Origin of the sequence: Streptomyces sp. NPDC004327 (assembly GCF_042873935.1) — a bacterium.
Lineage (GTDB): Bacteria > Actinomycetota > Actinomycetes > Streptomycetales > Streptomycetaceae > Streptomyces.
This window is the reverse complement of record NZ_JBIAME010000001.1, coordinates 116,788-139,082: the sequence shown is the minus strand read 5'-3', so window position 1 is coordinate 139,082 and position 22,295 is coordinate 116,788. Positions and strand designations below refer to the sequence as shown.

Annotated in this window: 20 protein-coding genes; 2 read left to right on the top strand and 18 right to left on the bottom strand. The window is 74.0% G+C overall.

The features are described 5' to 3' along the window. Positions 1–23: 23 nt before the first annotated feature. The 9 genes from ACFYU9_RS00535 to ACFYU9_RS00495 form a co-directional block, all read right to left on the bottom strand. Entirely contained in the window at positions 24–368 is a 345-nt protein-coding gene (locus ACFYU9_RS00535; RefSeq protein ID WP_389209453.1) for a hypothetical protein, read from the bottom strand. After that, positions 368–2,056, bottom strand: coding sequence for a hypothetical protein (locus tag ACFYU9_RS00530; RefSeq protein WP_389340953.1), 1,689 nt, complete (start codon positions 2,054–2,056; stop codon positions 368–370). The genes ACFYU9_RS00535 and ACFYU9_RS00530 overlap by 1 nt, the downstream gene beginning before the upstream one ends. After that, complete coding sequence (locus ACFYU9_RS00525; RefSeq protein ID WP_389209449.1) at positions 2,053–2,403, bottom strand: hypothetical protein; 351 nt, start codon at positions 2,401–2,403, stop codon at positions 2,053–2,055. Before ACFYU9_RS00525 ends, ACFYU9_RS00530 begins: the two co-directional genes overlap by 4 nt. Positions 2,404–2,615: 212 nt before the next feature. Next, the gene (locus ACFYU9_RS00520) at positions 2,616–3,116 is read right to left on the bottom strand and encodes a hypothetical protein (RefSeq protein ID WP_389209448.1); all 501 of its coding nucleotides are present in this window, start codon (positions 3,114–3,116) and stop codon (positions 2,616–2,618) included. 3 nt (positions 3,117–3,119) lie between these two features. Beyond that, on the bottom strand, positions 3,120–3,443 hold the full coding sequence (locus tag ACFYU9_RS00515; RefSeq protein ID WP_389340950.1) for a hypothetical protein: 324 nt from the start codon (positions 3,441–3,443) through the stop codon (positions 3,120–3,122). A gap of 2 nt (positions 3,444–3,445) precedes the next feature. Then, the gene (locus ACFYU9_RS00510; protein WP_389209444.1) at positions 3,446–3,838 is read right to left on the bottom strand and encodes a hypothetical protein; all 393 of its coding nucleotides are present in this window, start codon (positions 3,836–3,838) and stop codon (positions 3,446–3,448) included. Positions 3,839–3,851: 13 nt separating this feature from the next. Then, a complete protein-coding gene (locus tag ACFYU9_RS00505) occupies positions 3,852–4,997 on the bottom strand; it encodes a hypothetical protein (RefSeq protein ID WP_389340947.1) in 1,146 nt (381 codons plus the stop codon). A gap of 322 nt (positions 4,998–5,319) precedes the next feature. Continuing rightward, positions 5,320–6,123, bottom strand: coding sequence for a hypothetical protein (locus ACFYU9_RS00500; RefSeq protein WP_389340944.1), 804 nt, complete (start codon positions 6,121–6,123; stop codon positions 5,320–5,322). A 273-nt stretch (positions 6,124–6,396) separates the two neighbouring features. Next, positions 6,397–7,080, bottom strand: a complete 684-nt coding sequence (locus ACFYU9_RS00495) for an HAD family hydrolase (RefSeq protein WP_389210362.1) — start codon at positions 7,078–7,080, stop codon at positions 6,397–6,399. A gap of 126 nt (positions 7,081–7,206) precedes the next feature. Here ACFYU9_RS00495 and ACFYU9_RS00490 point away from each other — a divergent pair, with 126 nt between their 5' ends. Next, the gene (locus tag ACFYU9_RS00490; protein WP_389209438.1) at positions 7,207–7,773 is read left to right on the top strand and encodes a carboxymuconolactone decarboxylase family protein; all 567 of its coding nucleotides are present in this window, start codon (positions 7,207–7,209) and stop codon (positions 7,771–7,773) included. A gap of 15 nt (positions 7,774–7,788) precedes the next feature. Here the strand turns inward: ACFYU9_RS00490 and ACFYU9_RS00485 are convergent, their stop codons facing one another. The 5 genes from ACFYU9_RS00485 to ACFYU9_RS00465 all read right to left on the bottom strand — a co-directional run bounded on the left by ACFYU9_RS00485 (position 7,789) and on the right by ACFYU9_RS00465 (position 16,652). Beyond that, positions 7,789–12,075 (bottom strand): SAV_2336 N-terminal domain-related protein, encoded by a 4,287-nt coding sequence (locus ACFYU9_RS00485; RefSeq protein WP_389340941.1) that lies wholly within the window; start codon positions 12,073–12,075, stop codon positions 7,789–7,791. Then, a complete protein-coding gene (locus tag ACFYU9_RS00480; protein WP_389209434.1) occupies positions 12,072–13,142 on the bottom strand; it encodes an AAA family ATPase in 1,071 nt (356 codons plus the stop codon). The genes ACFYU9_RS00485 and ACFYU9_RS00480 overlap by 4 nt, the downstream gene beginning before the upstream one ends. Further along, positions 13,142–15,217 (bottom strand): trypsin-like peptidase domain-containing protein, encoded by a 2,076-nt coding sequence (locus ACFYU9_RS00475; RefSeq protein WP_389209432.1) that lies wholly within the window; start codon positions 15,215–15,217, stop codon positions 13,142–13,144. Before ACFYU9_RS00475 ends, ACFYU9_RS00480 begins: the two co-directional genes overlap by 1 nt. 68 nt (positions 15,218–15,285) lie before the next feature. Beyond that, a complete protein-coding gene (locus ACFYU9_RS00470) occupies positions 15,286–15,651 on the bottom strand; it encodes a CU044_2847 family protein (RefSeq protein ID WP_389209430.1) in 366 nt (121 codons plus the stop codon). A gap of 110 nt (positions 15,652–15,761) precedes the next feature. Continuing rightward, positions 15,762–16,652: an inositol monophosphatase family protein gene (locus ACFYU9_RS00465; RefSeq protein WP_389340938.1), complete on the bottom strand. Its 891-nt coding sequence runs from the start codon at positions 16,650–16,652 to the stop codon at positions 15,762–15,764. A 133-nt stretch (positions 16,653–16,785) separates the two neighbouring features. On the opposite strand from ACFYU9_RS00465, the gene ACFYU9_RS00460 reads away from it, so the two are divergent. Then, positions 16,786–17,244 (top strand): GreA/GreB family elongation factor, encoded by a 459-nt coding sequence (locus ACFYU9_RS00460; protein ID WP_389340935.1) that lies wholly within the window; start codon positions 16,786–16,788, stop codon positions 17,242–17,244. Between the two features lie 27 nt (positions 17,245–17,271). On the opposite strand, the gene ACFYU9_RS00455 is transcribed toward ACFYU9_RS00460, so the two are convergent. From ACFYU9_RS00455 to ACFYU9_RS00440, 4 genes are all read right to left on the bottom strand, one after another. Beyond that, a complete protein-coding gene (locus ACFYU9_RS00455; RefSeq protein ID WP_389340932.1) occupies positions 17,272–17,910 on the bottom strand; it encodes a DUF1345 domain-containing protein in 639 nt (212 codons plus the stop codon). An 8-nt stretch (positions 17,911–17,918) separates the two neighbouring features. Next, positions 17,919–18,725 (bottom strand): family 1 encapsulin nanocompartment shell protein, encoded by an 807-nt coding sequence (locus ACFYU9_RS00450; RefSeq protein ID WP_389209423.1) that lies wholly within the window; start codon positions 18,723–18,725, stop codon positions 17,919–17,921. 5 nt (positions 18,726–18,730) lie between these two features. Next, positions 18,731–19,723: a Dyp-type peroxidase gene (locus ACFYU9_RS00445; RefSeq protein ID WP_389340929.1), complete on the bottom strand. Its 993-nt coding sequence runs from the start codon at positions 19,721–19,723 to the stop codon at positions 18,731–18,733. Between the two features lie 110 nt (positions 19,724–19,833). Next, entirely contained in the window at positions 19,834–22,128 is a 2,295-nt protein-coding gene (locus ACFYU9_RS00440; protein ID WP_389342914.1) for an FdhF/YdeP family oxidoreductase, read from the bottom strand. Positions 22,129–22,295 lie beyond the last annotated feature (167 nt).

Here is a 22,295-nt window from a genome sequence, read left to right as displayed (position 1 = left end):
CGGTGCGCTCCTTCGGTCGGCGCTCAGTCGGTGCTCAGCAGGGTCTGGCCGGCGGAGGCGACCTGCCAGGCGACGGGGAGGACGGGGTTGGCCTGGGTGGTGCCCTCGGCGGTCTCCAGGGCCACGGGGCTGCCGTGGACGGAGAGCAGCCGGCTGGCGCCGGTGCTAACCGCCGTGATCTTCACGCAGGGCAGCTGGCCCTTGGTGGCGTCGGTGTTCTTGCAGTCGGGGACGGTGGCCTTGAGCAGGTCGCTGACGAGCAGGACGGGGTTTCCGCCGACGGTGAGGGCGCTCTGGGAGGGGGTGACGAGGAAGGTGCCCTGGTGCTTGCAGCGGATGACGGAGGCGGTGGTGAGGACGTAGGGCATCACTTCACCTGCACGGACGGGCCGTCGAGGGCGAGGCTCACGGCCCCGTTGGTGAGCGTGATCTTGCCGCCCTTGGTGCTCACGGTGACCGCTCCGGCGGTGTCGATGGCGATGGTGGTGCCGGTGTGGTGCTCGATGGTGAGCGAGTCGTCGTCGGGCGGGGTGGGCCGGGTGCCGACCTGCGGGAGGGCCGGCGTGCCGACGGTGACCCGGAGGCCGCGGGCCTGGACGATCCGGCCGCCCTTGGCGTCGGTCAGGTCGTTGACGCCGGGGCCCTGGGGCTGGCCGTCGGAGCCGAGTCCGGTGGGCAGGGCGAGCCAGTGGTCGCCGGGTTCCGGCGCGGGAGCGCGGGCGCCGGGGGTGCGCGGCCAGAGGTAGCCGATGACGGCGGCGTCGTTGACGAGGCCGCGGTTGTGCGCGAGCAGGGCGCGCATGCCGGGGTAGACGGGGGTCATCAGGCCGCAGGGGCCGAAGGCGAAGGGCGCGGCGACGGGTTTGCCGAGGAGCACGACGTCGTCCTCGACGCTCCCCTGCACGCTCGGCATGCCCAGGTCGGGCGGCGGGTCCTGCCCGTACGCGAGGGAGACCTCGTGTCCGGCGGACGTGTAGGCGGTGACCTGGCCGACGTCGACGGCCGGGCGGGCGAGGCGCTGCCGGTCGGCACCGGCCTCCAGCCGGTCGACGACGGAACGGGCGCCGTCGAGGGCCTCGACGTACTCGCCCGCGCCCGCGGCGACGAGCAGGACCTCGCACACGTACCCCGTGCGGACGCCGAAGCGGTGCACGACCCGGGTGATGCGCAGCGGGCCGTCGGGGACGTGGTCGACGTTCTTGAAGGTGACGACCTGACCGGCCCTGAGGTCCGGATGGCCGAGGACCACGACGTTCATGCTGGTGCGGGACGGCGGGCGTTCCTCGCCGGGGGCGACGACGATGCTCTCCTCGCCCTGCGTGTCGCCGTACGAGACGAGGTTGACGGCCGGGTCGAAGACGACGGGCGCGGGGTCGTCGCGGCCGACGGCGGGGCCGATCCACACCCGCTTGTCGCGGATGACGACGGGGGCGCGGACCGGGGCGGCGAGGTCGCGCAGCGCGGCGAGCGCCGTGGGGTTGAGGACGGTGTAGTCCTGGAGGTCGGCGGTCAGCACGGAGTGCTCGGCGAGGGTGAGCCCGGCGGCCGTGACGACCTTGTCGGCGAACTCGGTGGCCTGGCAGGAGCTGGCGCGGTGGACGCCGGCCTGGGTCATGCGCAGGGCGTAGCCGCCGGCGTCCTGGCCGGTGAGCCGGATCCGGTTGAGGCCGTCCTCGCCGACCCAGGAGGCGAGCCGGACGATCCGGCCCTCCATGACGGCGTTGCGGCCGAGGCTCGGATCGTCGAAGTAGCCGAGCTTGACGGTGGCCTTGAGGGCCCGCTGGGCGAGCTTGCCTCGCAGCATCTCGACGGCGTCGCCCGGCGGGTTGACGAGGACGATCTCGAAGGTGCTCGCGAGGGCGCCCTCCTGCATGGTGACCGTGATGTCGGCGTCGAGGACGAGCGAGCCGCCGAAGACGTCGTTGGAGACGCCGAGCGGCAGTCCGGCGATGCCGAGGAGGGCGCCGGCGGTGGCGGCGACGGCGCCGAGCGGTCCGCCGCCGGCCGGCTTCGCGTCCTCGTCGATCGTGACGCTGTAGCGGATGGCGAAGCTCACCGGGCGGACACCCCCGCGAGGACCCGGGAGCCGTAGCTGCCGGTGCCGTTGAGGTTGCGGACGTCGACGACGGCCTCCTTGAAGACGATGCTGAGGTCGCCGGCCGGGCAGGGCAGGTCGCGCACGGCCTTGCGGCGCAGCAGCGGGACGAGGCCGGCGGGGTCCTCCCGGTGGACGGTGACGACGAGGAACGGCCCGGTGCCGAGCAGGTCGAGGAGGCCGCCGCGGGCGACGGTGTCCTCGGTGGCGTTGACGTACAGCCCGATCTGGTAGACGCGGTCGCCGAAGCGCAGCCGGAAGGACTGCGGGAAGCCCTCGTCGGCGTCGACGGGCAGGCTCGCTGGCACGGGGGCTCCTCTCGGAGGGGCGGGGGTGGATCCGGGATCCGGGATCCGGGATCCGGGATCCGGGATGTTGGATCCCGGATCCCGGACGTTGGATATCGGATCCGGTGTCCCGGATGTTGGATCCGGGATGTTGGATCCGGGATGTTGGATCCGGGATGTTGGATCCATGAGCTCAGAGGCTTAGGGGCTTAGGGGCTTAGGGGCTTAGGGGCTCAGGCGAGGGGTGGGCCGGGGGCACGGGGTACGGCGCCGGGCGCGGGTACGGAGGAGACGGGGGCGCTGCCGGCGGCGAGGGCCAGGTCGGCGGCCTCGCCGAGGAGTGCCGTGAGGCTGGCCCGCGGCACGTGCTGGAGCGTCAGGGACACGTCGAACGCGTCGCGTTTCTGCACGCTCTGCGCGAAGCGCAGGTCGGTGATCTGCATGTCCAGGCTGAGCGTGAGCCCGCACACGACCGGGATGCCGCCGGCCGCGAGGGCCGGCCCGGCCGCGGAGAGCAGGGCCCGCGAGGTGAGCGCCAGGATCTCCAGGCCCTTCTTGACGACGAGCCGGTCGGGGCCGAGCAGCACGGCCTCGATGGCGATGGTCTTGGTGGACGGCTGGGTGGCCTGGGCGAACCGGCTGCCCAGGATCCGTTCGACCCGGTAGCCCTCGGTGAGCGTGAGGCTCTGGACGTACAGCAGCGGGATCGTGCCGACGAGCACCTTGTCCGCCACGGTTCACCCCCGGCTGCCGAGTTCGCTGTCGAGCGCGTCGAAGACGTGGTCGGCGATCCGCCGGAGCTGGTGGTCCCGGAGCGCGCCGACGACCTCCACCTCCACGGGGAAGTGGTAGTGGACGACGGTGCCGCCACCCGCGCGGTGGGTGACGACGGCCTCGCTGCCGGGGGCGGGCAGGATGTACTCGCCCTCGTGTACGAGCGCGATGCCGGTCCGCTCGACCCGGGCCGCGCCGTCTCCGGTGCCGGGTCCGGATCCGGTCCCGGCTCCGGATCCCGTGCCCGCGTCGCCCGGGTCGGCGGCGGGCTCGTCCGGGGCGCCCATCGTCACTCCTCCACGCCGACGTTGAGCGCCATGCAGGTGAAGGTGGCCTGCGGGACGCCGTCGACGGTGACGTTGCTCGGCTGGGCGGCGCTGATCACGCAGCGGCCGAACTTGAGCGAGGAGAACGCCCAGTCGGTGCCCTTCTTCTCCGCCACGGCGATGGCGAACTCGCCGCCCTTGACCGCGAGTTCGGTCAGCTCGGCAACGGCGGAGGCGATCGCCGGGATGGTGAGGGTGAAGGTGAAGGTGAAGGGTTGGCGGACATAGCCGACGCCGTCCGCCTCCAGGCTGTGGATGACCGTGTGCGGGACGTTGAACGACGGGGAGAAGTTGGTGATCGGAGTGATGGTCCGGCCACCGAGCTGCACTTCCAGCCGGGTGTTCCAGTCGGACATGGGACGGCTCCTTCTACTGGAAGTTCAGGGTGATGTTGATGCGGTGGATCGCCCCGGCGTAGACGACCCGCACCATGGCCTCGGCGGCCCGCTCGGTCCGCGCCTTGCGGATCAGCTCCTCCTCGGTGGGAGTGGGCTGCGGCTTGTCGAGCAAGGCGAGGATGGGGACGACGATCTCGTAGCTGTCGATGACCTCGGCCCGCCGCAGCGGTTCGAGGACGGTCTCCATCTCGGCGACGAGACCGCGCAGCCCGGCGCGGCTGATCCGGAGGTTGCCGATGGAGGCGATGAGCTGGGCCTTGAGCCGGAAGGTGATGTCGTCGACCGTCCGGACCATGTCGATGTACTTCTTGGCGCCGGGCCCGGAGTCGCCGGTGTACCCCTCGCCGAGGTAGACGCCCGCGCCGGGGATCAGCGGCGGGTCGACCAGCCAGTTGACGCCCTGACCCTGGGGGCCGCCGCCGTAGGTGCTCTCGCTGCCGTTGATCTTGATCAGGTCCTCGGCGCCGAAGGATTCGGTGGCCACCTTGACCTTCTTCAGGAGCAGCGACACATGGGGCTCGTAGCCGGCGATCGTGCCGGCGACGGCGGCGGCGACGTCCTCGTCGCTCTTGTGCGCCACGTACACCATCCGCTCGGTGACGAGTTTGCCGGTCACCACGGCCGGATCGGCGTCGCCCTTGTGGAGCATGGCGACGCCCATGCGCTCCAGTCCGTCGCCCATGGGCGCGGAGACGTGTTCGGCGAGCTTGACGATCGCCTGGGTGGGCACGGGCGGGGATCCGGCGGCCGCGGTGTTGGCGAGCGCCGTGCCGGCGATCGCCACCAACTGGACGTCCATCGTCGCCACTTTGGCGAAGGCGGCGTCGAGGGAGGTGGTGGTGGCGTCGGTGAGGCGCACGGCCCACACCTGGCTGGGCCCCGGCTCCTGGATGAGCGCGGTCGCCACGGCGTCGCCCAGCGGCCCGGCGGCGACCGAACGGGCCACGCCGGGGTCGACGATGAGCCGGGGCACATTGGGCTGGACGAAGTCGGCGGGCGGGCTGGCCGGCGGGTTCGCGACGCCGAGGATGGCGATGTTGCCGTAGGCACGGGTGGCGGGGGCGAAGGGAACGCCCTCGGTCTTGACGCGGATGTAGCGGACGGGATCGGTGGGCATGGGACGTGCTTCCTTCCGGCGGCGGGAGGTGGGGGACGCGGCACCCGGGGACGGGGAGGGGCGATTCCGGGCGCGCGCGTTGACCGGGGAGCTCGGGACTTCAGACGAGGGGGGACTTCGGACGGCCGGACTTCGGGCGGCGGAGGCTACGGACGACGGGAATTCGGACGGCGGGGACTTCGGGCGGCGGAGGCCTCAGACGGCCGGGTTCTCAGACGGCCGAGGTCTCGGACAGCGGGGGCCTCGGACGGCGGAGGTCTTGGACGGCGGAGGTCTTGGACGGCGGACTCTCGGACGTGCGAGGTCTCGGACAGCGGGGGCTTCAGGTGAGGAACAGCGCCGCGATGCCCGCGTCCGCGAGCAGGGTGTCGATCTGCGCCTGACCGAGCCCCTGCTCCGGGGGCGGCGGGCCGGGTGGCGGTACGGGGAAGGCGACGGCCAGTGCGTACGGCGCGACGCGCACTCCGAACGGTCCGGGGGCGAGCGGGCTGTCGCGCGCCGCGGCGGCGACGCGGCGGGCCGCCCGTACCGCGCCGGCGACGTCGTCCATGGCGCCGATGACGACGGCGGCCTCCAGCGCGACGGTGCGGCGGTTGGCCGGGTCGGCCGGGTCGAAGACGGGCGGCCGGCGCAGCCTGACCTCCGTGCGCAGGTACTCGCCCGATGCGCGCAGGTCCTCGACGGTGCTGAGGCCGTGGCTCGTCATGAAGGCGTCGAGGTCCAGGTAGCGGAACTGCGCGCGGAACTCGTCGAGTGTCGTGTAGTCGTCGACGGCCTTGACGACCAGCGAGTCGAGGCCGCCGGCGTCGGTCTCGGCGACCACGTCGACCTCGACCTCGGCGAGGACGTCGATCCACACGGGCTCGGCCGTCTCACCCGTCCAGCCGAAGTCCGCGCGGGTGATCGAGGGGACGACCTGGCTCCAGTAGCCCTGTCGGCAGTCGGGCGGGAAGAGCGGGGACTGGGGGGTGACGGAGCGGACCCTGACCTCCGCGACGGAGTCGATGCGCTCGTATTCGAGGTCGTGGGTCTGCTCGACGAGGAGGCGGGCGCGGGGCGTGAGCAGTTGCGCGAGGCCGGCCCTGTCGGTGAGCCGGGCCAGGGCCCGGTCCTGGATGACACTCATGCTCGCGTCCTTTCGCGCCGCGGCGCACCGGAACGCACGCAGGTGCGGCGGCTCCCGGTGCGGCCACGAGACAGCGACGCACGCCGGACGCGACCCGGACAAGAGCGTCTACTCCGAGCGGAGCGAAAATCCGCACCCTTCGGACGACTGTGCCTCCGCTCGCGTTTCAGGCACCGGCCGCTACCCCCGCGGGTGAGCGCGGGGGCGGTGCGGCGGGGGCGTGAAGCGGGCGCACTTGCCTCAACAGGGCTGCCGGCCGGGACGGTTGGGGGCTCAGACGTCGCCGAGGTGACCGAAGACGGAGCGCAGGCCGTGCGGGCGGCGGTCGACGGGCAGGTGGTCGACGAAATGGACCCGGGCGCCGAGCGCGCCGGCGCCGCCGTCCGCGGTGCGGTCGTCCCCGACCATCAGGGTCTCGGCCGGGGCGAGTCCGAGGCGTTCGCAGGCGTAGCGGAAGATCGCCGGGTCCGGCTTCTGCACGCCGACCTCGTACGACAGGGCGTAGACGTCGACGAATTCGTCGAGCCCGTGGGCGCGGAACACCGGGCGCAGGTCCCAGCCGATGTTGCTGACCACGGCGACGGCGACGCCGGCCCGGCTCAGCTCGGCGAGGGTGCGGGCGGTGTCGGGGTAGGGGTGCCACGCCTCGGGGGTCATGTGCCGGTCGTAGAGCGCCTGGGCGAGCCCGGGGTCGGTGACGCCCGCCGCGCGGATCAGCGCCGTGTACGCGGCACGGTGCCGTTCCGTGTCGAGGTCGCGCTCCGCCCACAGTTTGCGCAGTCCGCGCGGCACCTGCTGGGGCGAGGGGCCGCCGGGCAGGGCGCCGTGGAAGGTGAGCCGTTCCACGGCGTGGGCGAAGTCGTCACCGGAGAGCCGCAGACCGGCCTCGGTGAGGCCCGCGTCCAGCCAGTGGGCGACGGGCTCGACTAGGAGCAGCGTGCCGGAGAAGTCGAACATGACGCCTTTGATCACCCTCCGATCGTAGAACGCGAAACGGACGAGGCCGGTGCGGGAACTCGGAAAAGCGTGGCGGCGTTATACCCCCCACGGGTATAACGACCGGAAGATCGGGTCCAAGGAGGCATGGTGCGGGAGACGACGACACGGGGCGGCACGGCGGCACGGCGGCTGGCCGCGCTCCAGCCGGAGCAGGCCACCGGCAAGGCGCGCGAACTGCTGGCCGACATCGTCGAGCGGCACGGTTCGGCGGGCGAGATGGTGTCGACGATGGCCCACTCCCCCGCCGTCCTCGAGGGCTATCTCAGCCTGTCGCGCGCGATGAAGCGGGTGAAGATCCCCCGGGCGCTCAGCGAGAAGATCTCGCTCGCCGTCCAGGAGTGGATCGGCTGCGGCACGTGCCGCCAGGCCCACATCGCGGCCGCGCGCGCCGCCGGTCTCACCGAAGCCGACATCGAGCTCGCCCGCCAGGGCACCTCGACGGACGCCCGCGAGGCCGCGCTGATCGCGGTCGCCCTGAAGGTCCTGGCCGAGCCGAGCGGCCTGGGCGACGCGGACGTGGCGGAGCTGCGGGAGCACGGCTGGAGCGACCGGATCATCGCGGAGGTGGTGGGGGTGGTGACGCTGAACATGCTGACGGGCGCGTTCAACCTGCTGGCGGGGATCCAGCCGGAGGGGGAAGAGGAGGAGTGAGCGGCCGGGCGTGTTCTACTCCAGGAGTTCGATGACGTAGAGGTCGCCGCCCACCACCACGGTGAGGATCCGGTCGGTCAGGGACATCGCCTCCACGGGGCCGGGGAGCCGGAAGGTGTGCGGCGGCGCGGTGGCCAGGGTGAGGCCCCACACCCGGATCATGTCGTCGGCCATCGCGCCGACGACGACCAGCCTGCCGCCGAGGGAGGCGGCGGCCACGTGGACCACGGGCAGCGGGGGTCCCAGCGAGAGCCTCGGCTCGTCGTGGTCGGGAACCCAGACGTGGATCCCGTGCTCGGTGCCGGTGACGGTCATGCCGTCCGGGGTGCAGGCGAGGGCGAGCACCTTGGAGGAGTGGTGCCGGCGCAGCATGACGCCGTCTCCTTCGAGGGGGCGGACCTCCAGGTCCGGCCCGACGGCGGTGACGGTGTGGACGCGGCCGTTGATGCGCGTGGTGGCCAGGGCGACGGGACGCGAGGCCGGGCGGAAGGGGTGCCCGAGACGGTTCCGCCCGTCGAGCAGGTCCCAGAGCACCAGGGGCCGGCCTTCTGCCGCCACCACCAGATGAGGGGCGCCGTCGACGTCCGCCCCGGCGACGAGACTCCACGGCGGTGAGGGGGACGACGCGACCCGGGGAATCCCGTCGCCCAGCGTCAGCACTCTCACCTGCCCGTCGTGCCGGGCGACGACGACGCACTGGTCCCGTTCCGCCGCCACGCAGGTCACCCGGTCCACCGGACCCTCACTGCGAAACCGCCGCACCATGCGTCCCGTGGCCGCCTCCCTGACCTCGTACGTCCCGTCCCGGTCCCCGAGCACGACCCGCCACCCGTCCGCGGTCGCACCGGCGCCCACCGCCGTCACCCCCCGGTCGGCCACCGCCCACAGCGGCCGCCAGCCCCGGCCGCGGGCCAGTTCCTCCGCCAGGCCGTTCTCGCCGTGCCGCAGCACGGCGAACGCGAGCAGGTCCCGGCGCGTGCTGCCGAAGGCCTGCTCCAGGAGCGGTGCGACGTCCAGATAGGCGAGGGCGACCGTGCCGTCGACCCCGCCCTCCCTGAGGGCCGGTGCGAGTTGCGAAGGGTCCGCGCCGAGCAGGACGTCGGCGTCCAGGAACTCGTCCGCCACCCCGCCCCGCGTCGCGTGCGTGAAGGCGTGGGCGCGGACGTACCAGGGGGCCGCGGCCCAGTCACGGCCCTCACCTCCCGTCCTCGGGGGCACCAGTTCCCACAGAGCCCGGGCGATCCGCCCCTGGTCCTCCTCCTGGTCCCGCGAGGCGCGGAGCGCGGTGACGAACGCCGGGTGCGGAAGGCGGTAATGCTCGTCGTCGGGCCCCCTCGACACGGTGATCCACCCGTCCAGGCGATCGACGAGCCGGCGGACGTCCCCCTCCGTGTACCGCTCCCCCACCAGGCCCTTCGTCATCGCCGCCCAGACCGTCCCGGGCGCGCCCTCGCCCTCCACGTACGCGAGGGTGGTCAGCAGGTTCACCGCCCGCCATTCCTCCTCGGCGGCGCCGAGGCGGCGGACGAAGGTGTCGAGGGCCCAGGTGAGGTCGCTCTCGGTGGGCGCGACGGACTGCGGCACCAGGGACACGTACCGGGCGCGTAGCCGCTGCGCCAGCAAGCGGGCCATCACATGGGACCGGCCGGAGTGCGCGGCGAGCGTGGCCCCGATCTCCTCGGCGAGGTCCGGATCGGTCGCGAGGCCGGCGGCGAGGCAGCGGGCGTAGACGTCCATCGGCAGGCGGTGCGCTGGGCTGTCCAGGTCCACCACGGTGACCGGACCGTCGCCGAAGGCGTCGCGGTAGTCGGTGATCGGGTCGATCGCCGCGACGATCATGACGTGGAACCGCGACTCCATCGACCGGAGCAGGTCGAGGTCCGCCGCGTCGTCGACGACGAGGACAGTGTCGTGGGCGAGTGCCCGGCCCTCCGCCTGTTCCAGGGTGAGATAGCGCAGGTCGGTCGGCGGCAGTGTGCTCGCGGGCAGGATGTCGCGGTCGGGGCAGTCGGGATCGGTGAGGGTCAGGAGCGAGTCGAGAACGGTGCTCTTGCCGGAGCCGGGCGAGCCGACGAGGAGGCAGACGCCGTGCGTCCGCTCGTGCAGCCACGAGGACACGGCGGCGAGCGCGGGCGTGTTGGTGATCGGCGGCGCGCCTTCGGCGAGGCGCGGGGCGTAGAACGGATTGGGAAAGAACGGCGGCGTCGCGGCGAGTCCCGCGTTCCTGCCGACGATCACCATCTCCGGTGGGTCCAGCCGGCCGCACGCCTCCCGCAGGTGTGCCAGGAACGTGTCGATGCCGACGTACCGCCGGCCCGGCCCGGCCTCCAGCGCTTCCAGGACTCCTGCGACCGCACGGGCGAACAAGGCGAACAGACGGGGATGGGACTGGGCGGGGGTGGTCACCGCCCACACGTTCGTCCTGGGGCCGGCCAGGTCCAGCAGGGGCTGCAAAGGGAGTTCGCCCACGGGCCACGGGTGCGGGGCGTCGACGAGCAGCAGGACGTGCGCCGGGCCACCCTCCAGCAGCGTCGTGAGGACTCCCACCAGTTCCGTCACGTCGTGGTCGTCCGCGTGGTAGACGACGACACAGTCCTCCGGCCCCGCCTCCTCGGCCGTGCCGAGCTCGTAGCCGAACGCCGCGAACGCCTCCTCGGTCATCGGGAAGGCGTCCCCCGCCCGCCCTCCCCCGCCACAGGTGATCAGGAGGCGCCGCCCCTCCCTGACCGGTGCGGCCGGCACCGCCGCCCCCCGCCCCTGCCTCCTGCGCACCAGACGGTGCACCTCCGCCCAGTGCCGTGCGCCCACCGGCAGGGCGAGGGGGCCGTCCGGGTCGGCGATGGCGGCGGTGAAGCGGGCACCGAGGGCCGGGGCGTGGTGGTCGACGTAGGTGGAGACGGCCGCGAGGACGTCGTCGGCCTCGTCGCGGCGGAGGGTGGCGAGGAGCCGTTCACGGACGCCGGGGGCGAAGTCGTAGGCGCGGTCGAGGGGGCCGTCGGCGGGGCGGCCGGGGCCGACGCGGTGGAGGAGGCCGCTATAGACGATCTCGGCGAGGTCGGAGGGCGGGCTGTGGGGCAGCAGGGCGGACTGGACGGTGCGCATGACGGCGAGGTTGAGCGGGGCGGCGGCCAGATAGGCGGCGAGGCGGAAGACATCGGGGTGGGCGCGGGCCAGGAACTCCTCGAATCCGGCGCGCCGTTCGGGGCTCGGCCCGGCCTCGGTGGGCAGGGGTCCGGCCGCCGGCAGCAGGACGGCTGCGCCGTCGAAGGCATCGGGCCGGGCGACCGCGCGGGCCCAGGGGGCGAGCCATTCGGGGGTGATGCCCAGGATCGGTACGGCCACGAAGGCACCGGTGGGCGGCGTGGCGTCGACGGCGTAACTCTCGAACGTCATACGGGTGTTGGGCGCACCGGACTCGGCGGTGCGGAAGCGGCCGGGGCGGGGCGGGAGGGCGGTCTGATCCCAAACGCGCTCCGGGAGGGTCTGGAGGATCGCGGTCGGGCCGCGCGTGGCCCAGTCGCGCAGCGGGCCGAGGAGCGTCGCCGTGCGCCAGCCCGGGGCGACGCCGTCAGTGAGGACGAGGGTGAGGGTGCGGCCGGTCGGGTCCACGGCGGAGGCGGGCGGGCGGCGGAGGCGGCCGAGGCCGGCGGTGCCGTCGGGGCGGGGCAGCAGGTGGTGGAGGCGTACGGAGCGGAAGGCACCGAGCCGGCCGAGGAGGGCGCGCAGTTCGCGGGCGAGGGGCTCCCAGAAGACGGCGCCGGCGTCGTACGCGTCGACGACGAGGGAGACGTCGAGCCTGCGTTCGTCGGCCGGGACCAGGACGGGCAGCCAGTGGTGGTGGTCGGCGATCCGGCTCGCGGTCGCGTCCTCGTCGAGCTCCGTGCGCACGGTGGAGGGCACCGTGCGCTTCAACGGACGCAGCGCACGGGCGAGTTCACGCCGTCGGGGCAGCGTGGCGGGACCGGCGACCCGGACCGGTGCGGCGCGTTCGGTGGGGGCGTCGGCCTGCCCGGCGGGCCGCACCGGGTCGGGGGCATCCTGGGCGCCCGCGTCCGGCAGGAACACGCGGGTGGGCTCGGGGGCCGGGCCGGGCGGCACGGGCCCGGGGCGCGCGCGGTCGTCCCCGGCGGCGCGCGCGGCGAGCGCACCGGGGTCGGCCGCCGTCTCCTCGGCGGGCTCTCCCGCCGTCCCGTCCGGCGACAGCGCGCCGGCCAGCCAGAGGAGTTCCGCGACCTCCCGGGCGCTCGGGGGCGGGTCCCCATCGCCCAGGGAGCGCAGCAGCCCCGCCAGCCGTTCGATCACGCCGGGCCCCGCTCCGCCGGTACCGTCACGTCGAGGTGCTGGAAGACCAGCTCGGCCAGCCGGTCCAGGTCGGGGGCGCCGTCCCGGGTGGTGCGGCTCACCAGGTAGACGGCGTTCAGGAGTTGGTCGGTGGCGAGTTCGCCGTTGGCCGCGTGCCGCAGGAAGCGCTCGACGACCGCGTCGGCGTCGCCCTCCGCCGTCGGCAGATGGGCGCGGACGATGGCGCGCAGCCGGGCGTCGTCGTCGACGGCGGGCAGGTGCAGCCGGACGCAGCGGCGCAGGAAAGCGGGCGGGAACTCGCGTTCACCGTTGCTGGTGAGGATCACGAACGGGAAGGTGTGGCAGCGGACGGTGCCGCCGGTCACGGTCACCGCTTCGCCGTCGTCGGCGGGCCTGACCCGCACCTCCGGCCGGAGGTCGGCGACCCGCGACAGCTCGGGGATCTCGAAGGAACCCTCCTCGAAGACGTCGAGGAGGTCGTTGGGCAGGTCGATGTCGCTCTTGTCGATCTCGTCGATGAGCAGGACCCGGGGCAGGGCGTACGGTGCGAGGGCGGTGCCGAGCGGTCCGAGCCGTACGTACCGCCCGAGGTCCGCCGTCCCCGCGGCCCCGGCCCTCCCCGCGGCCGGGTCCCGGCCCGCCGCCCCGGCCCGCTCACCGCGCTCGCGCGCCACGCCGGCCTCCTCCAGGCGGCCGAGGGAGTCGTAGCGGTAGAGGCCGTCGCGCAGCCCGGTCTTGCTGTTGACCGGCCAGCGCAGCACCTGACCGAGCCTCAGTTCCCGTGCCACGGCGTGCGCGAGGGTGGATTTGCCGACGCCGGGGTCGCCGGTGACGAGCAGCGGGCGGCGCAGGTAGAGGGCGGTGTTGACGGCGTCGACGGTGCGTTCGTCGGCGCGGTAGGCGTCGCCGGCCGGGAGCCGGCGGCCGTTGCCGTCGTCACGGGTGCGGTCGAAGGGGGTGAGCCGCGCGTCCTCGCGGGCGAAGTCCCGCCAGGGCGGGGGCGCGGGCAGCCGGTCGATGCCGTCGTGGGGTTCGGTGACGCCCCGGTAGATCCGCCACTGAGTCATCAGGGACTCCCTTCCTCGGCCGGTGCCAGGGGCACGCGGGGTATCTGCCGCCGGGGGTCGTCCCACAGGAGCACGATGTCCTCGCCGACATGGCCGCCGCGGTGCTGCGGCAGCTGCGCCTGGAGTCGCAACCTGCGCACGCTCTCCGGGAGTTCGTCACGGGTGCTGGCGCCGAGGCCGGCCCGGGCGGCGGCCAGGAAGGCGCTGCCCGGGCAGGCGCCGGACCCGGGCACCCGGCAGGGTGGCGCCGTGCCCCGGTCGCAGGCGGGGCTCTCCCGGTGCCACACCATCATCGGCACCCCGGAGGCGACCGCCACCCGGTACGCGTCGGCCACCGGCCCGCCCCGCGGCGAACCGGCCAGGGCGAGCGCCGCGAGCGTCGGGTCGAGCTCGAAGGTGGCGCCGAGCGCGGTGCGGTGCTGGTCGTCGCGGCCGCACACGCAGACGAGCGCCTCGCCGACCGGCCGGCCGTCGAGCTCCTTCCAGCGCCGCTCCAGGGCGCCGTGCAGCGACGGCACCTCGTGCCGCTCCAACGGCCGCACCACCACGCCCTTCTTGTGCCCGAGGCACGCCCAGTCGAAGGGCGGCGGCAGCGGCAGCCGTGTGAAGCCCTCGTCGAGGGCCTCCTTCGGCAGGATCAGCTCGATCAGGCCCGGCTCGCCCCAGCCGCCCATGGCTTCGACCTGCTCGGGCAGGAGCGCGGCCAGGTGCTCGACGGCCCGGGGCAGCGGCAGCGCCTCGGACTCGGGGCCGGCCGGGACGATGTCGCGGGCGGAGAGGTAGCGCCACACCATGACGTGGTAGAGCGTGCGGTCCCGCAGGGAGTGCCGGATCCGGCCGATGACCGAGGGCCGTTCGCCACCGTCCGCACCGCTCGTCTCCGCACCGCCGATGCCCGCACCGCCGACTCCCGGACCGCGGGCACCCGGACCGCGGGAACCGGCACCGCCTGCCTCCGCACCGCCCGCGTGCGCACCGCCGGCATCCGGACCACCGGCTTCCGCACCGTCGTCGCCCGGCCCGGGCGCGGCGACCGGCGCCCGCTCCGCGCCGAGGCGGAGCTGGGCCTGCGGGCCGAGGCGGAGCGCGCCCGCGGCGATGAGCACCAGGTCGCGCAGCGACTGCGCCGCCGCGGCCTCCCGTACCGCTCCCGGACCCGCCTCGCGCAGCGCGTCGCGCATGGCGTCCCGTACCGCCTCCCGCGCCCGGTCGGCGGCGAAGGCCAGCTCGTACGGCAGCGCGCCCGGCTCGGGCGGCAGCAGTTCGGCCAGTTCGGTGAAGACGTCGCGGTGGTCGAGCAGCGGCGGCAGTTCGCGCGGGCGGCTGCCGGCGGGCGCGGCGGCGGTGAACGCGGCCCGGTGGGCGGCCGGTTCGGTGCGGATCGGGAGCGCGGCCAGGGCGCCGAGGATCCGGCGCGTCTCGGCGGGGCCCATGGCGGTCCAGCTACCGTCGCCGGAGTCGGCGAGCCGGTCGGCGAGGCGGCTCCAGCGCTCGTCGGCGGCGTGGAAGAGGTCGTGGGCGCGGACGAGTTCGCGGTACGCGTCGGGGTCGAGCAGCCGGAGCGCGCCGACCGGGGTGCCCAGGCCGCCCATGTCGGAGTCCTTGCGGCGGGTGGCCTTCACGATCGCGCAGACGCCGCCGGAGTGGTGGCCGAGGACCGGGCCGCCGGACAGGCCGTGGTTGATCTCGCCGTCCCTGAGCTCGATCATCGGGCCGCCCTGGAGCCGCTGGCAGCCGCCCGCCCGCAGCGGTGTGGTGCGCTCGGCGGCCACGCCCGTCTCGTACACGTCGGAGTGTCCGGCGGCGGTCAGCCCGGTCCCGGAGCCGACCGGCATGGGGTCGAGCCGGACGCACGGATGGCCGGCGGGCGGGCGGCGGAGCCGGACGATCGCGAGATCGGGGTAGGGCCACAGGCCTCGGCCGCGGGGCGGTGCGGGCGAGGCGGCGCGGATCTCGCCCTCGTACGTCGTGCCGTCCCAGGTCACCGGCACCAGCGCGCCGGGCTCGGCGCCGGCGACATGGGCGCAGGTCACGACGGTGCCGGGTGCGACGAAGAAGCCGGTGCCCTGGGTCACTCCGGTGACCAGGACACGGCAGTCCTCCAGACGGGCCTGGAGGCGGGTCAGGGCGGTGGGTCCTGCGCTCAGGACGCCGCGCCCCGGGCCTCGGGCACGGTCGCGCCCGGTCCGGCGGCGGCCGGCCCCGGGCCGTTCCAGGTCAGGGTCACCTTGAAGGCGGCGGTGCCGCTGCCGCCGACGACGGCGGCCATGACGCCCTCCTTGCCGACGGCGAGCTCGATGCCGAACTCGACGCTGACCTCGTCGGGCCGGGCCGACGCCACCGCGTCGCGCACGTTGGTGGCCACGACGCGCAGCGACTCCTGGAAGCCGTGCACCTTCTCCACGAGCCGGTCGCCGAGGCCCGAGTCGCTGGGGCCCCCGTCCTCCGCGACGGTGGCCCAGATGGTCTGGCCGTCCGGCATCTCCAGCTGAACGAGCTGCGAAGACATGGTCGTTCCCCCCTCGGCCGCCTGCCCGGCGCCTCCCCGGTGCGGCGGCTCTCATCGTAGGGAGCCGCCGCGCCGGACGGGGGCCGATCACGCCAAACCGCGCGGTTCGCTCACTTGCGGATCAGGGCCATCAGCTCCGCGTGGGTGGCGGCGTCGGCGGCCACCACGAGCCCGTGGCCAGCCGGGCCGGGCGGGCGGCCGTCGATGCCGGTGACGACGCAGCCGGCGGCCCGGCACAGGGCGATGCCGGCGGCGAAGTGGACGCTGCCGGACAGGTCGCCGCCGTCGGTCACGTACGCGGCGCGTCGGCCGGCCGCGACCCAGGCGACGGCGAGCGTCGAGGAGACGACACGGGGCCGGAAGCCGGCCACGAAGCCGGGGTGGGCGAGCAGGTCCACGGCCCGGAAGCCGGGCGCGTGCGGGAACGGCGGGTCCAGATTGACGTCCACCAGGCGCACCGCGCCGGACGGCACCAGCGGGGTGTCGGCCCCGTCGCGCCGGGCCCACGCGCGCTCGCCGTCGGTCCACAGGACCTCGCCGCCGAACGGGTCGGCGACCGCGGCGACTGCCGTGCGCGCCGTCCCGCCGGGCGTCCCGTCGGGTGTCCCTGCGTGCGTCCCGCCGGGCGTCCCTTCGTGCGTCCCGTCGGGTATCCCTTCGGGCGTCCCGTCCCGCAGGGCCACGTTGACGGCCACGACCTGGGTGCCGGCGGCGTAGTTCAGGGTGCCGCACAGCGGGTCGACCAGCCACTGCCGGCCGGCCCCGGCGGCGCCCTGTTCGCCGCCCTCCTCGCCGAGCAGGGCGTCCTTCGGCCGGGCGGCGCGGATGACGTCGAGGATCGCCCGCTCGGCCGCCAGGTCGGCGGCGGTGGCGAAGTCGCCGCCGCCCTTGTCGATGCGGTCGAGGCGGCCGCCGTACAGGTCGCGGACGACGGCGGCACCGGCCAGGGCGGCGGTGACGGCGACCTCGGCGTCGTCGGTTCGGCTGAATGTGGTGATCATGCGAGCACGCTAGGGCCTGTCCGGGTGCTCCGTACGGGTCAGTGGCCGTCCGGCCGATGATTTGCCGGGTCCGTCCGGCGATGACCTAATGGAATGACCGGATCCCCGACCTGACAGCGACACGGGAGCAGGAATGACCGACGGTCCCGAGCCCATCAGTGCCGATGCCCTCAGCGCGCTGCGGCGCGAACTGGCCGACCTGCGCGAGGAACGCGGCTCGGTGGCCGCGACCCTGAAGGACGTGGACGCGGTCGGCGACCGGGCCGACGAGGCGGACGAGCTGCAGCGGGCCACCGAGGTCACCCGGCTCGACCAGCGGATCGCCGCGATCGAGGGCCGCATCCGCGCGGCGTCCGTCGCGGGCGCCCCGGCCAGCGGCGTGGTCGGCGTCGGCACCACCGTCACCGTGCGCTTCGACGACGGCGACGAGTCGACCTTCCACATCGGCGAGCTCGCCGACGCCGACGATCCGGACCTGGTGACCTCCGACAGCCCGCTGGGTCTCGCGCTGCTCGGCTGCCGCGCCGGGGACACGGTCGCCTACCGGACGCCCGCCGGAGAGGCGACGGCCGTCGTGCTCTCGCTGCGCTGACCGGTCCGGCCGGCGTACGGCGGGCGGTCAGCCCGTGACGATGCCCGACACCAGGTTGATCGTCGTCGCGAGGATGCTGGCGCCGAACACGTACGACAGCAGGCAGTGGCGCAGCGCCACGGCGCGGATCTCCGTGCTGGAGACGCTGGTGTCGGAGACCTGGTAGGTCATGCCGAGGTTGTAGCTGAAGTAGAGGAAGTCGCTGTAGCGGGGCGGGACGTCGGAGTTGAAGTCGATCCCGCCCTCGGGGGCGCGGTAGTACATGTCGGCGTAGCGGGTGGCGTACATCAGGTGCAGCGACGCCCAGCCGGTGAAGACGCCGGCGAGCGCGGCCGCCGCGGCGGCCCGGCCGCCGGCGTCGTGGCCGCGGGCGAGCAGGAGCATCACGATGCCGACGAGGCCGCACAGGGCGGCGGTGACGACGACGATCTCCTCCAGGAGCGGCCGGAAGTCCTCGCGTCCCACGTTGCGGCGGGTGGTGGCGGCGTCCATCGGCCACAGGACGAGCCAGCCGGCGGTGACGAAGGCGGTGCCGGCGGTGGCGATGCCCGCGAGGATGCCCAGCGGGAAGCGCGTGAGCGCACCCACCAGGAGGCCGGTGGCCGCGCCGACGCCGGTCGCGGCCACCAGGCGGGTGACCGCGGAGACCGGCACCCAGGACGCCATGGCCACGGTCAGTGCCGGAGCACGACGACGGCCTCGTCCGTGTAGGTCAGGAACGTGAGCGTCTCCTGGAAGTAGAGCTCGACGCCGTGCGCGTCGTGGGCGCTGTAGCCGATGGCGAGGTCCTGGCCGAGCCGGAGTTCGAAGTCGCCGCCGCGGGTGGAGAGGACGAAGGCGCCGGTGAGGGCCGGGGCCCAGATCGGCGGGCCGTCGAGCATCCGGGCCAGGTGGGCGGCGATCGGGTAGCCGTGGTCGGAGGTCTCGCTGACGGCGCGGTAGTCGTCGGCGCCGAGGAGCAGGGCGTACGGTCCGTCGACTCCGGCGAGGCGCAGTTCGGTGAGGGCGCGGCTGACGGCGTCGGGGTAGTCGCGGGGTTCGGCGGGCAGCGGGAGGACGGGGTTGGAGGTGCGGTCGCGCAGTCCGTCGATGCCGGCCGGCGGGTAGCCGTCGAAGACGGCCCGGTCCTCGGCGAAGGCCATCGCGCGGGCCGCGTCCTTCACCGGCTGCCAGTCGGAGTCGGCGGAGCCGCGCTCGACGTCGTCGACGGCCTCGCGGGTGACGGTGAACGGCACCCGGAGTTCGACGAGCGGCTTCGCCTCGCGGAGCCGGGCCGTGACGCCGGGGGCGGGTGGCGCGATCGCGGTGAGGTGGCCGGTGCCGACGGCGGCGAGGCCGGGGCCGTCGGGGTCGGGCACGTCGACGACGCGCCGGCCGGCGACGTGGCGCCGGAAGGTGCGCCGGGCCTCCTCCTCGATCTGCGCCCAGGCGGCGGGGGTGACGGGGGCGAGTTCCCGGTGCAGGTTGTCGGTGTCGTCCATGGCGCTCACGCTCCTTTCAGGCTGCCGATGCCGAGGGTCTGGTGCACGACGGCTTCGACCGGGTCGGGCGGGCCGGGCGGGTCGTCGAGGAAATCGGCGCTCGGCACGAAGAAGAGGCAGCCGGTCACGGCCGTGGAGAAGTCGAGGATCCGGTCGGTCAGCCCCGGCGGGTCGCCGAGGAACATCCGTTCCAGCATCCGCTCGGTGACCTCGGGCGTACGGGCGTAGCCGATGAAGTACGTGCCGAACTCGCCGCGTCCGACGCTGCCGAACACCATGTTGTCGCGCAGGATCTGCCGTTCGGTGCCGTCGGCGTCGGTGATCGTGTTGCGGGCGACGTGCGAGTCGTCGGGCTTGACGTCGTCGGGCAGTTCCATGTTGGCGAGCTTGGTGCGGCCGATGACCCGCTCCTGCTCCTCGGCGCCCAGTGCCTCCCAGGCGGCGAGGTCGTGCACGTACTTCTGGACGACGACATAGCTGCCGCCGGCGAACTCCGGGTCCTCGTCGCCGACATGGACGGCCTCGGCCGCGGCGGTGCCCCGCGGGTTCTCGCTGCCGTCGACGAAGCCGAGCAGGTCGCGGTCGTCGAAGTAGCGGAAGCCGTGCACCTCGTCGACGACGGTCACGGCCGCGCCGAGCCGCTCCACGACCAGCCGGGTCAGCTCGAAGCAGAGGTCCATGCGCCCGGCGCGTACGTGCAGGAGCAGGTCGCCGGGTGTGCCGGGGGCGCTGTGGCGCGGGCCGCGCAGCGGCCGGAAGGGGTGCAGGTCGCGTGGGAGCGGGACGCCGCCGAAGAGCCTCGGCCAGGCGGTGGCGCCGATGCCGGCGACGCACTTCAGCCCGTCCTCGGGGGCCCGGAAGCCGACGGACCGGACGAGCCCGGCGAGGTCGCCGAGGACGTCGCGGACCGTGGCCTCGCCGCCGGGGTTCACCGTGGCCACCAGGAAGACGGCGGCCTTCGCGGGCGGTGCGAGGACGGGCTGGGGAGTGGCGGCCACGGCGCTCCTTGGGGCGTCTGAAGTCTGGGTCGAGGTCGGGATCCGGGGCGGGGGTCGGGGTCTGGCTCGGGGTCGGGGTCAGGGTCGGGGTCGGCCGGCCGGCCGGCCGGTCAGGAAGACGGCGTGATGGTGACCTTCACGTGCTTCATGATCGGCTGGTCGCTCTGGGTGCTGTGGTCGCCGAGCGCGCACAGCACGTTCATCTCCGGCATGTAGCCGGCCGCGCAGCCGCGCGGGATGTCGTACGGGATCGCCAGATAGCCGTGGAGCCGGCGCCGGCTGCCGTCCCTCGCGGTGCTGATGATGTCGACGGGGTCGAACTTCCCGATGCCGCGCTCGCGCATGTCGTCCTGGTTCATGAAGACGAGGGTGCGCAGGTTGGTGACGCCCCGGTAGCGGTCGTCGTCCGAGTAGACGGTGGTGTTCCACTGGTCGTGGGAGCGCATGGTGCCCAGGGCCAGGGTGCCCGGTTCGGGGACGACGTCGGGCAGCGGGGCGGTGGAGAACTCGGCGCGGCCGGACGGGGTGAGGAAGACGAGTTCGCGCGCGGGCTGCCGGATGCGGAAGCCGAGGGGCAGCCGGACGCGGCGGTTGAAGTCCTCGAATCCGTCGAGGACTTGGGCCATGGTGTCGCGGATCCGGTCGTAGTCCTCGATGTACCACTCCCAGGGGGTGGCGCTGTCGGGGAGGGCCGCGCGGGCCAGGCCGGCGATGATGGCCGGTTCGGAGAGCAGGTGCGGCGAGGCGGGGCGCTTCATGCCGACGGACAGGTGCACCATGCTCATCGAGTCCTCGACGGAGCTGCTCTGCAGGCCGGTGCGCTGCTGGTCCTTCTCGGTGCGGCCGAGGCAGGGCAGGATCAGGGCCTGCCGGCCGTGCACGAGGTGGCTGCGGTTGAGCTTGGTGCTCACCTGGACGGTCAGCTCGCACGAGCGCAGGGCCTCGTAGGTGTAGGGCGTGTCGGGCGCGGCGAGTGCGAAGTTGCCGCCCATGCCGATGAACACCTTGATGTCGCCGCGGTGCATGGCCCGGATGGAGCCGACGGTGTCGAGGCCGTGCTCGCGCGGCGGGTCGATGCCGCAGACCTCGGCGAGCCGGTCGAGGAAGGCGGGTTCGGGGCGGTGGTCGATGCCGCAGGTGCGGTTGCCCTGGACGTTGCTGTGGCCGCGGACCGGCGACGGACCGGCGCCCTCGCGGCCCAGGTTGCCGCGCAGCAGCAGGAGGTTGACGATCTCGCGTACGGTGTCGACGCCGTGTTCGTGCTGGGTGACGCCGAGGCACCAGCTGACGATGGAGCGGTCGGCCTCGCGGTAGACGCGGGCGGCCGCCAGGATGTCGGCCCGGTCGATGCCGGACTGGCGCTCGATCTCCTCCCACGGCGTGCCGGCGCACAGTGCGCGGTACGCCTCGAAGCCGTGGGTGTGACGGTCGACGAACTCCCGGTCGAGGGCCTTGGGGTCGGACGCGGACTGCTCCAGGACCGCCTTGGCCATGCCCCGCAGCAGCGCCATGTCACCGCCGATGCGCGGCTGGAGGTTGAGGCTGCTGGTGCGGGTGGCGTGGAAGGTGGCCATGTCGCGGAAGTCGTGCGGGATGATCGCGCGGGTGGCGGCGGCCTCGACCAGCGGGTTGATGTGCACGATCCGCGCGCCGCGCTTGTGGGCCTCGGTGAGCGAGGTGAGCATCCGGGGCGCGTTGGAGGCCACGTTGACGCCGAGGATGAACAGCGCGTCGGTGGCCTCCCAGTCCTTGAGGTCGACGGTGCCCTTCCCGGTGCCGAGGGAGGCCGTCAGGGCGCGGCCGCTGGCCTCGTGGCACATGTTGGAGCAGTCGGGCAGGTTGTTGGTGCCGAGCTCGCGGGCCATCAGCTGGTAGAGGAAGGTGGCCTCGTTGCCGAGCCGCCCGGAGGTGTAGTACGCGGCCTGGTGCGGCGATTCGAGGGCCCGCAGCGTGCGGCCGACCAGGCCGAAGGCGTCCTTCCAGCTGATGGGGACGTAGCGGTCGGTGCCGGGGTCGTACACCATCGGTTCGGTGAGCCGGCCCTGGTCCTCCAGGGCGTGGTCGGTCCAGCCGGACAGCTCGGTGACCGTGTGGGCGGCGAAGAAGTCGCGGCCGACCCGCTTGTTGGTCATCTCCCAGGTGACGTGCTTGACGCCGTTCTCGCAGATGTCGAGGTGCAGGCCCTTGGTGTCGTCGGGCCAGGCGCAGCCGGGGCAGTCGAAGCCGCCGTCCTCGTGGTTCATCTTCAGGATGGCGCGCGGCCCGTCGAGGAGGGCGCGCTCGCGGACGAGGAAGCGGGTCACGCTCTTGGCGGCGCCCCAGCCGGCGGCCGGATGGCGGTACGGGCGGAACGTGAAGTCCGCTTTCCCGTCCGGATGCGCGCCGGGATGCGCGCCGGGATGCACACCCGCTCTCCCGTCCGGATCCGGGGCACGGGTACCGGCCGGGTCGTGGTGGGTCCTCTCCGGGTCTCCGTCCTGGGAAGCTCCCACGTCACTCACCTTTCGGCCGCTTACGTCCGGTTCGTCCGGCATCCCGGGTCAGCCTAGGGCGGCCGCCCGGGCCCCGCCAT

What these genes read in the sequence shown, in the direction of transcription:
- ACFYU9_RS00465 (WP_389340938.1), bottom strand. Translation starts at nt 16,652, where the DNA reads ATGATCACCACATTCAGCCGAACCGACGACGCCGAGGTCGCCGTCACC.
- ACFYU9_RS00450 (WP_389209423.1), bottom strand. Translation starts at nt 18,725, where the DNA reads ATGGACGACACCGACAACCTGCACCGGGAACTCGCCCCCGTCACCCCC.
- ACFYU9_RS00495 (WP_389210362.1), bottom strand. Translation starts at nt 7,080, where the DNA reads ATGTTCGACTTCTCCGGCACGCTGCTCCTAGTCGAGCCCGTCGCCCAC.
- ACFYU9_RS00480 (WP_389209434.1), bottom strand. Translation starts at nt 13,142, where the DNA reads ATGACTCAGTGGCGGATCTACCGGGGCGTCACCGAACCCCACGACGGC.
- ACFYU9_RS00500 (WP_389340944.1), bottom strand. Translation starts at nt 6,123, where the DNA reads ATGAGTGTCATCCAGGACCGGGCCCTGGCCCGGCTCACCGACAGGGCC.
- ACFYU9_RS00455 (WP_389340932.1), bottom strand. Translation starts at nt 17,910, where the DNA reads ATGGCGTCCTGGGTGCCGGTCTCCGCGGTCACCCGCCTGGTGGCCGCG.
- ACFYU9_RS00535 (WP_389209453.1), bottom strand. Translation starts at nt 368, where the DNA reads ATGCCCTACGTCCTCACCACCGCCTCCGTCATCCGCTGCAAGCACCAG.
- ACFYU9_RS00490 (WP_389209438.1), top strand. Translation starts at nt 7,207, where the DNA reads ATGGTGCGGGAGACGACGACACGGGGCGGCACGGCGGCACGGCGGCTG.
- ACFYU9_RS00470 (WP_389209430.1), bottom strand. Translation starts at nt 15,651, where the DNA reads ATGTCTTCGCAGCTCGTTCAGCTGGAGATGCCGGACGGCCAGACCATC.
- ACFYU9_RS00505 (WP_389340947.1), bottom strand. Translation starts at nt 4,997, where the DNA reads ATGCCCACCGATCCCGTCCGCTACATCCGCGTCAAGACCGAGGGCGTT.
- ACFYU9_RS00460 (WP_389340935.1), top strand. Translation starts at nt 16,786, where the DNA reads ATGACCGACGGTCCCGAGCCCATCAGTGCCGATGCCCTCAGCGCGCTG.
- ACFYU9_RS00510 (WP_389209444.1), bottom strand. Translation starts at nt 3,838, where the DNA reads ATGTCCGACTGGAACACCCGGCTGGAAGTGCAGCTCGGTGGCCGGACC.
- ACFYU9_RS00515 (WP_389340950.1), bottom strand. Translation starts at nt 3,443, where the DNA reads ATGGGCGCCCCGGACGAGCCCGCCGCCGACCCGGGCGACGCGGGCACG.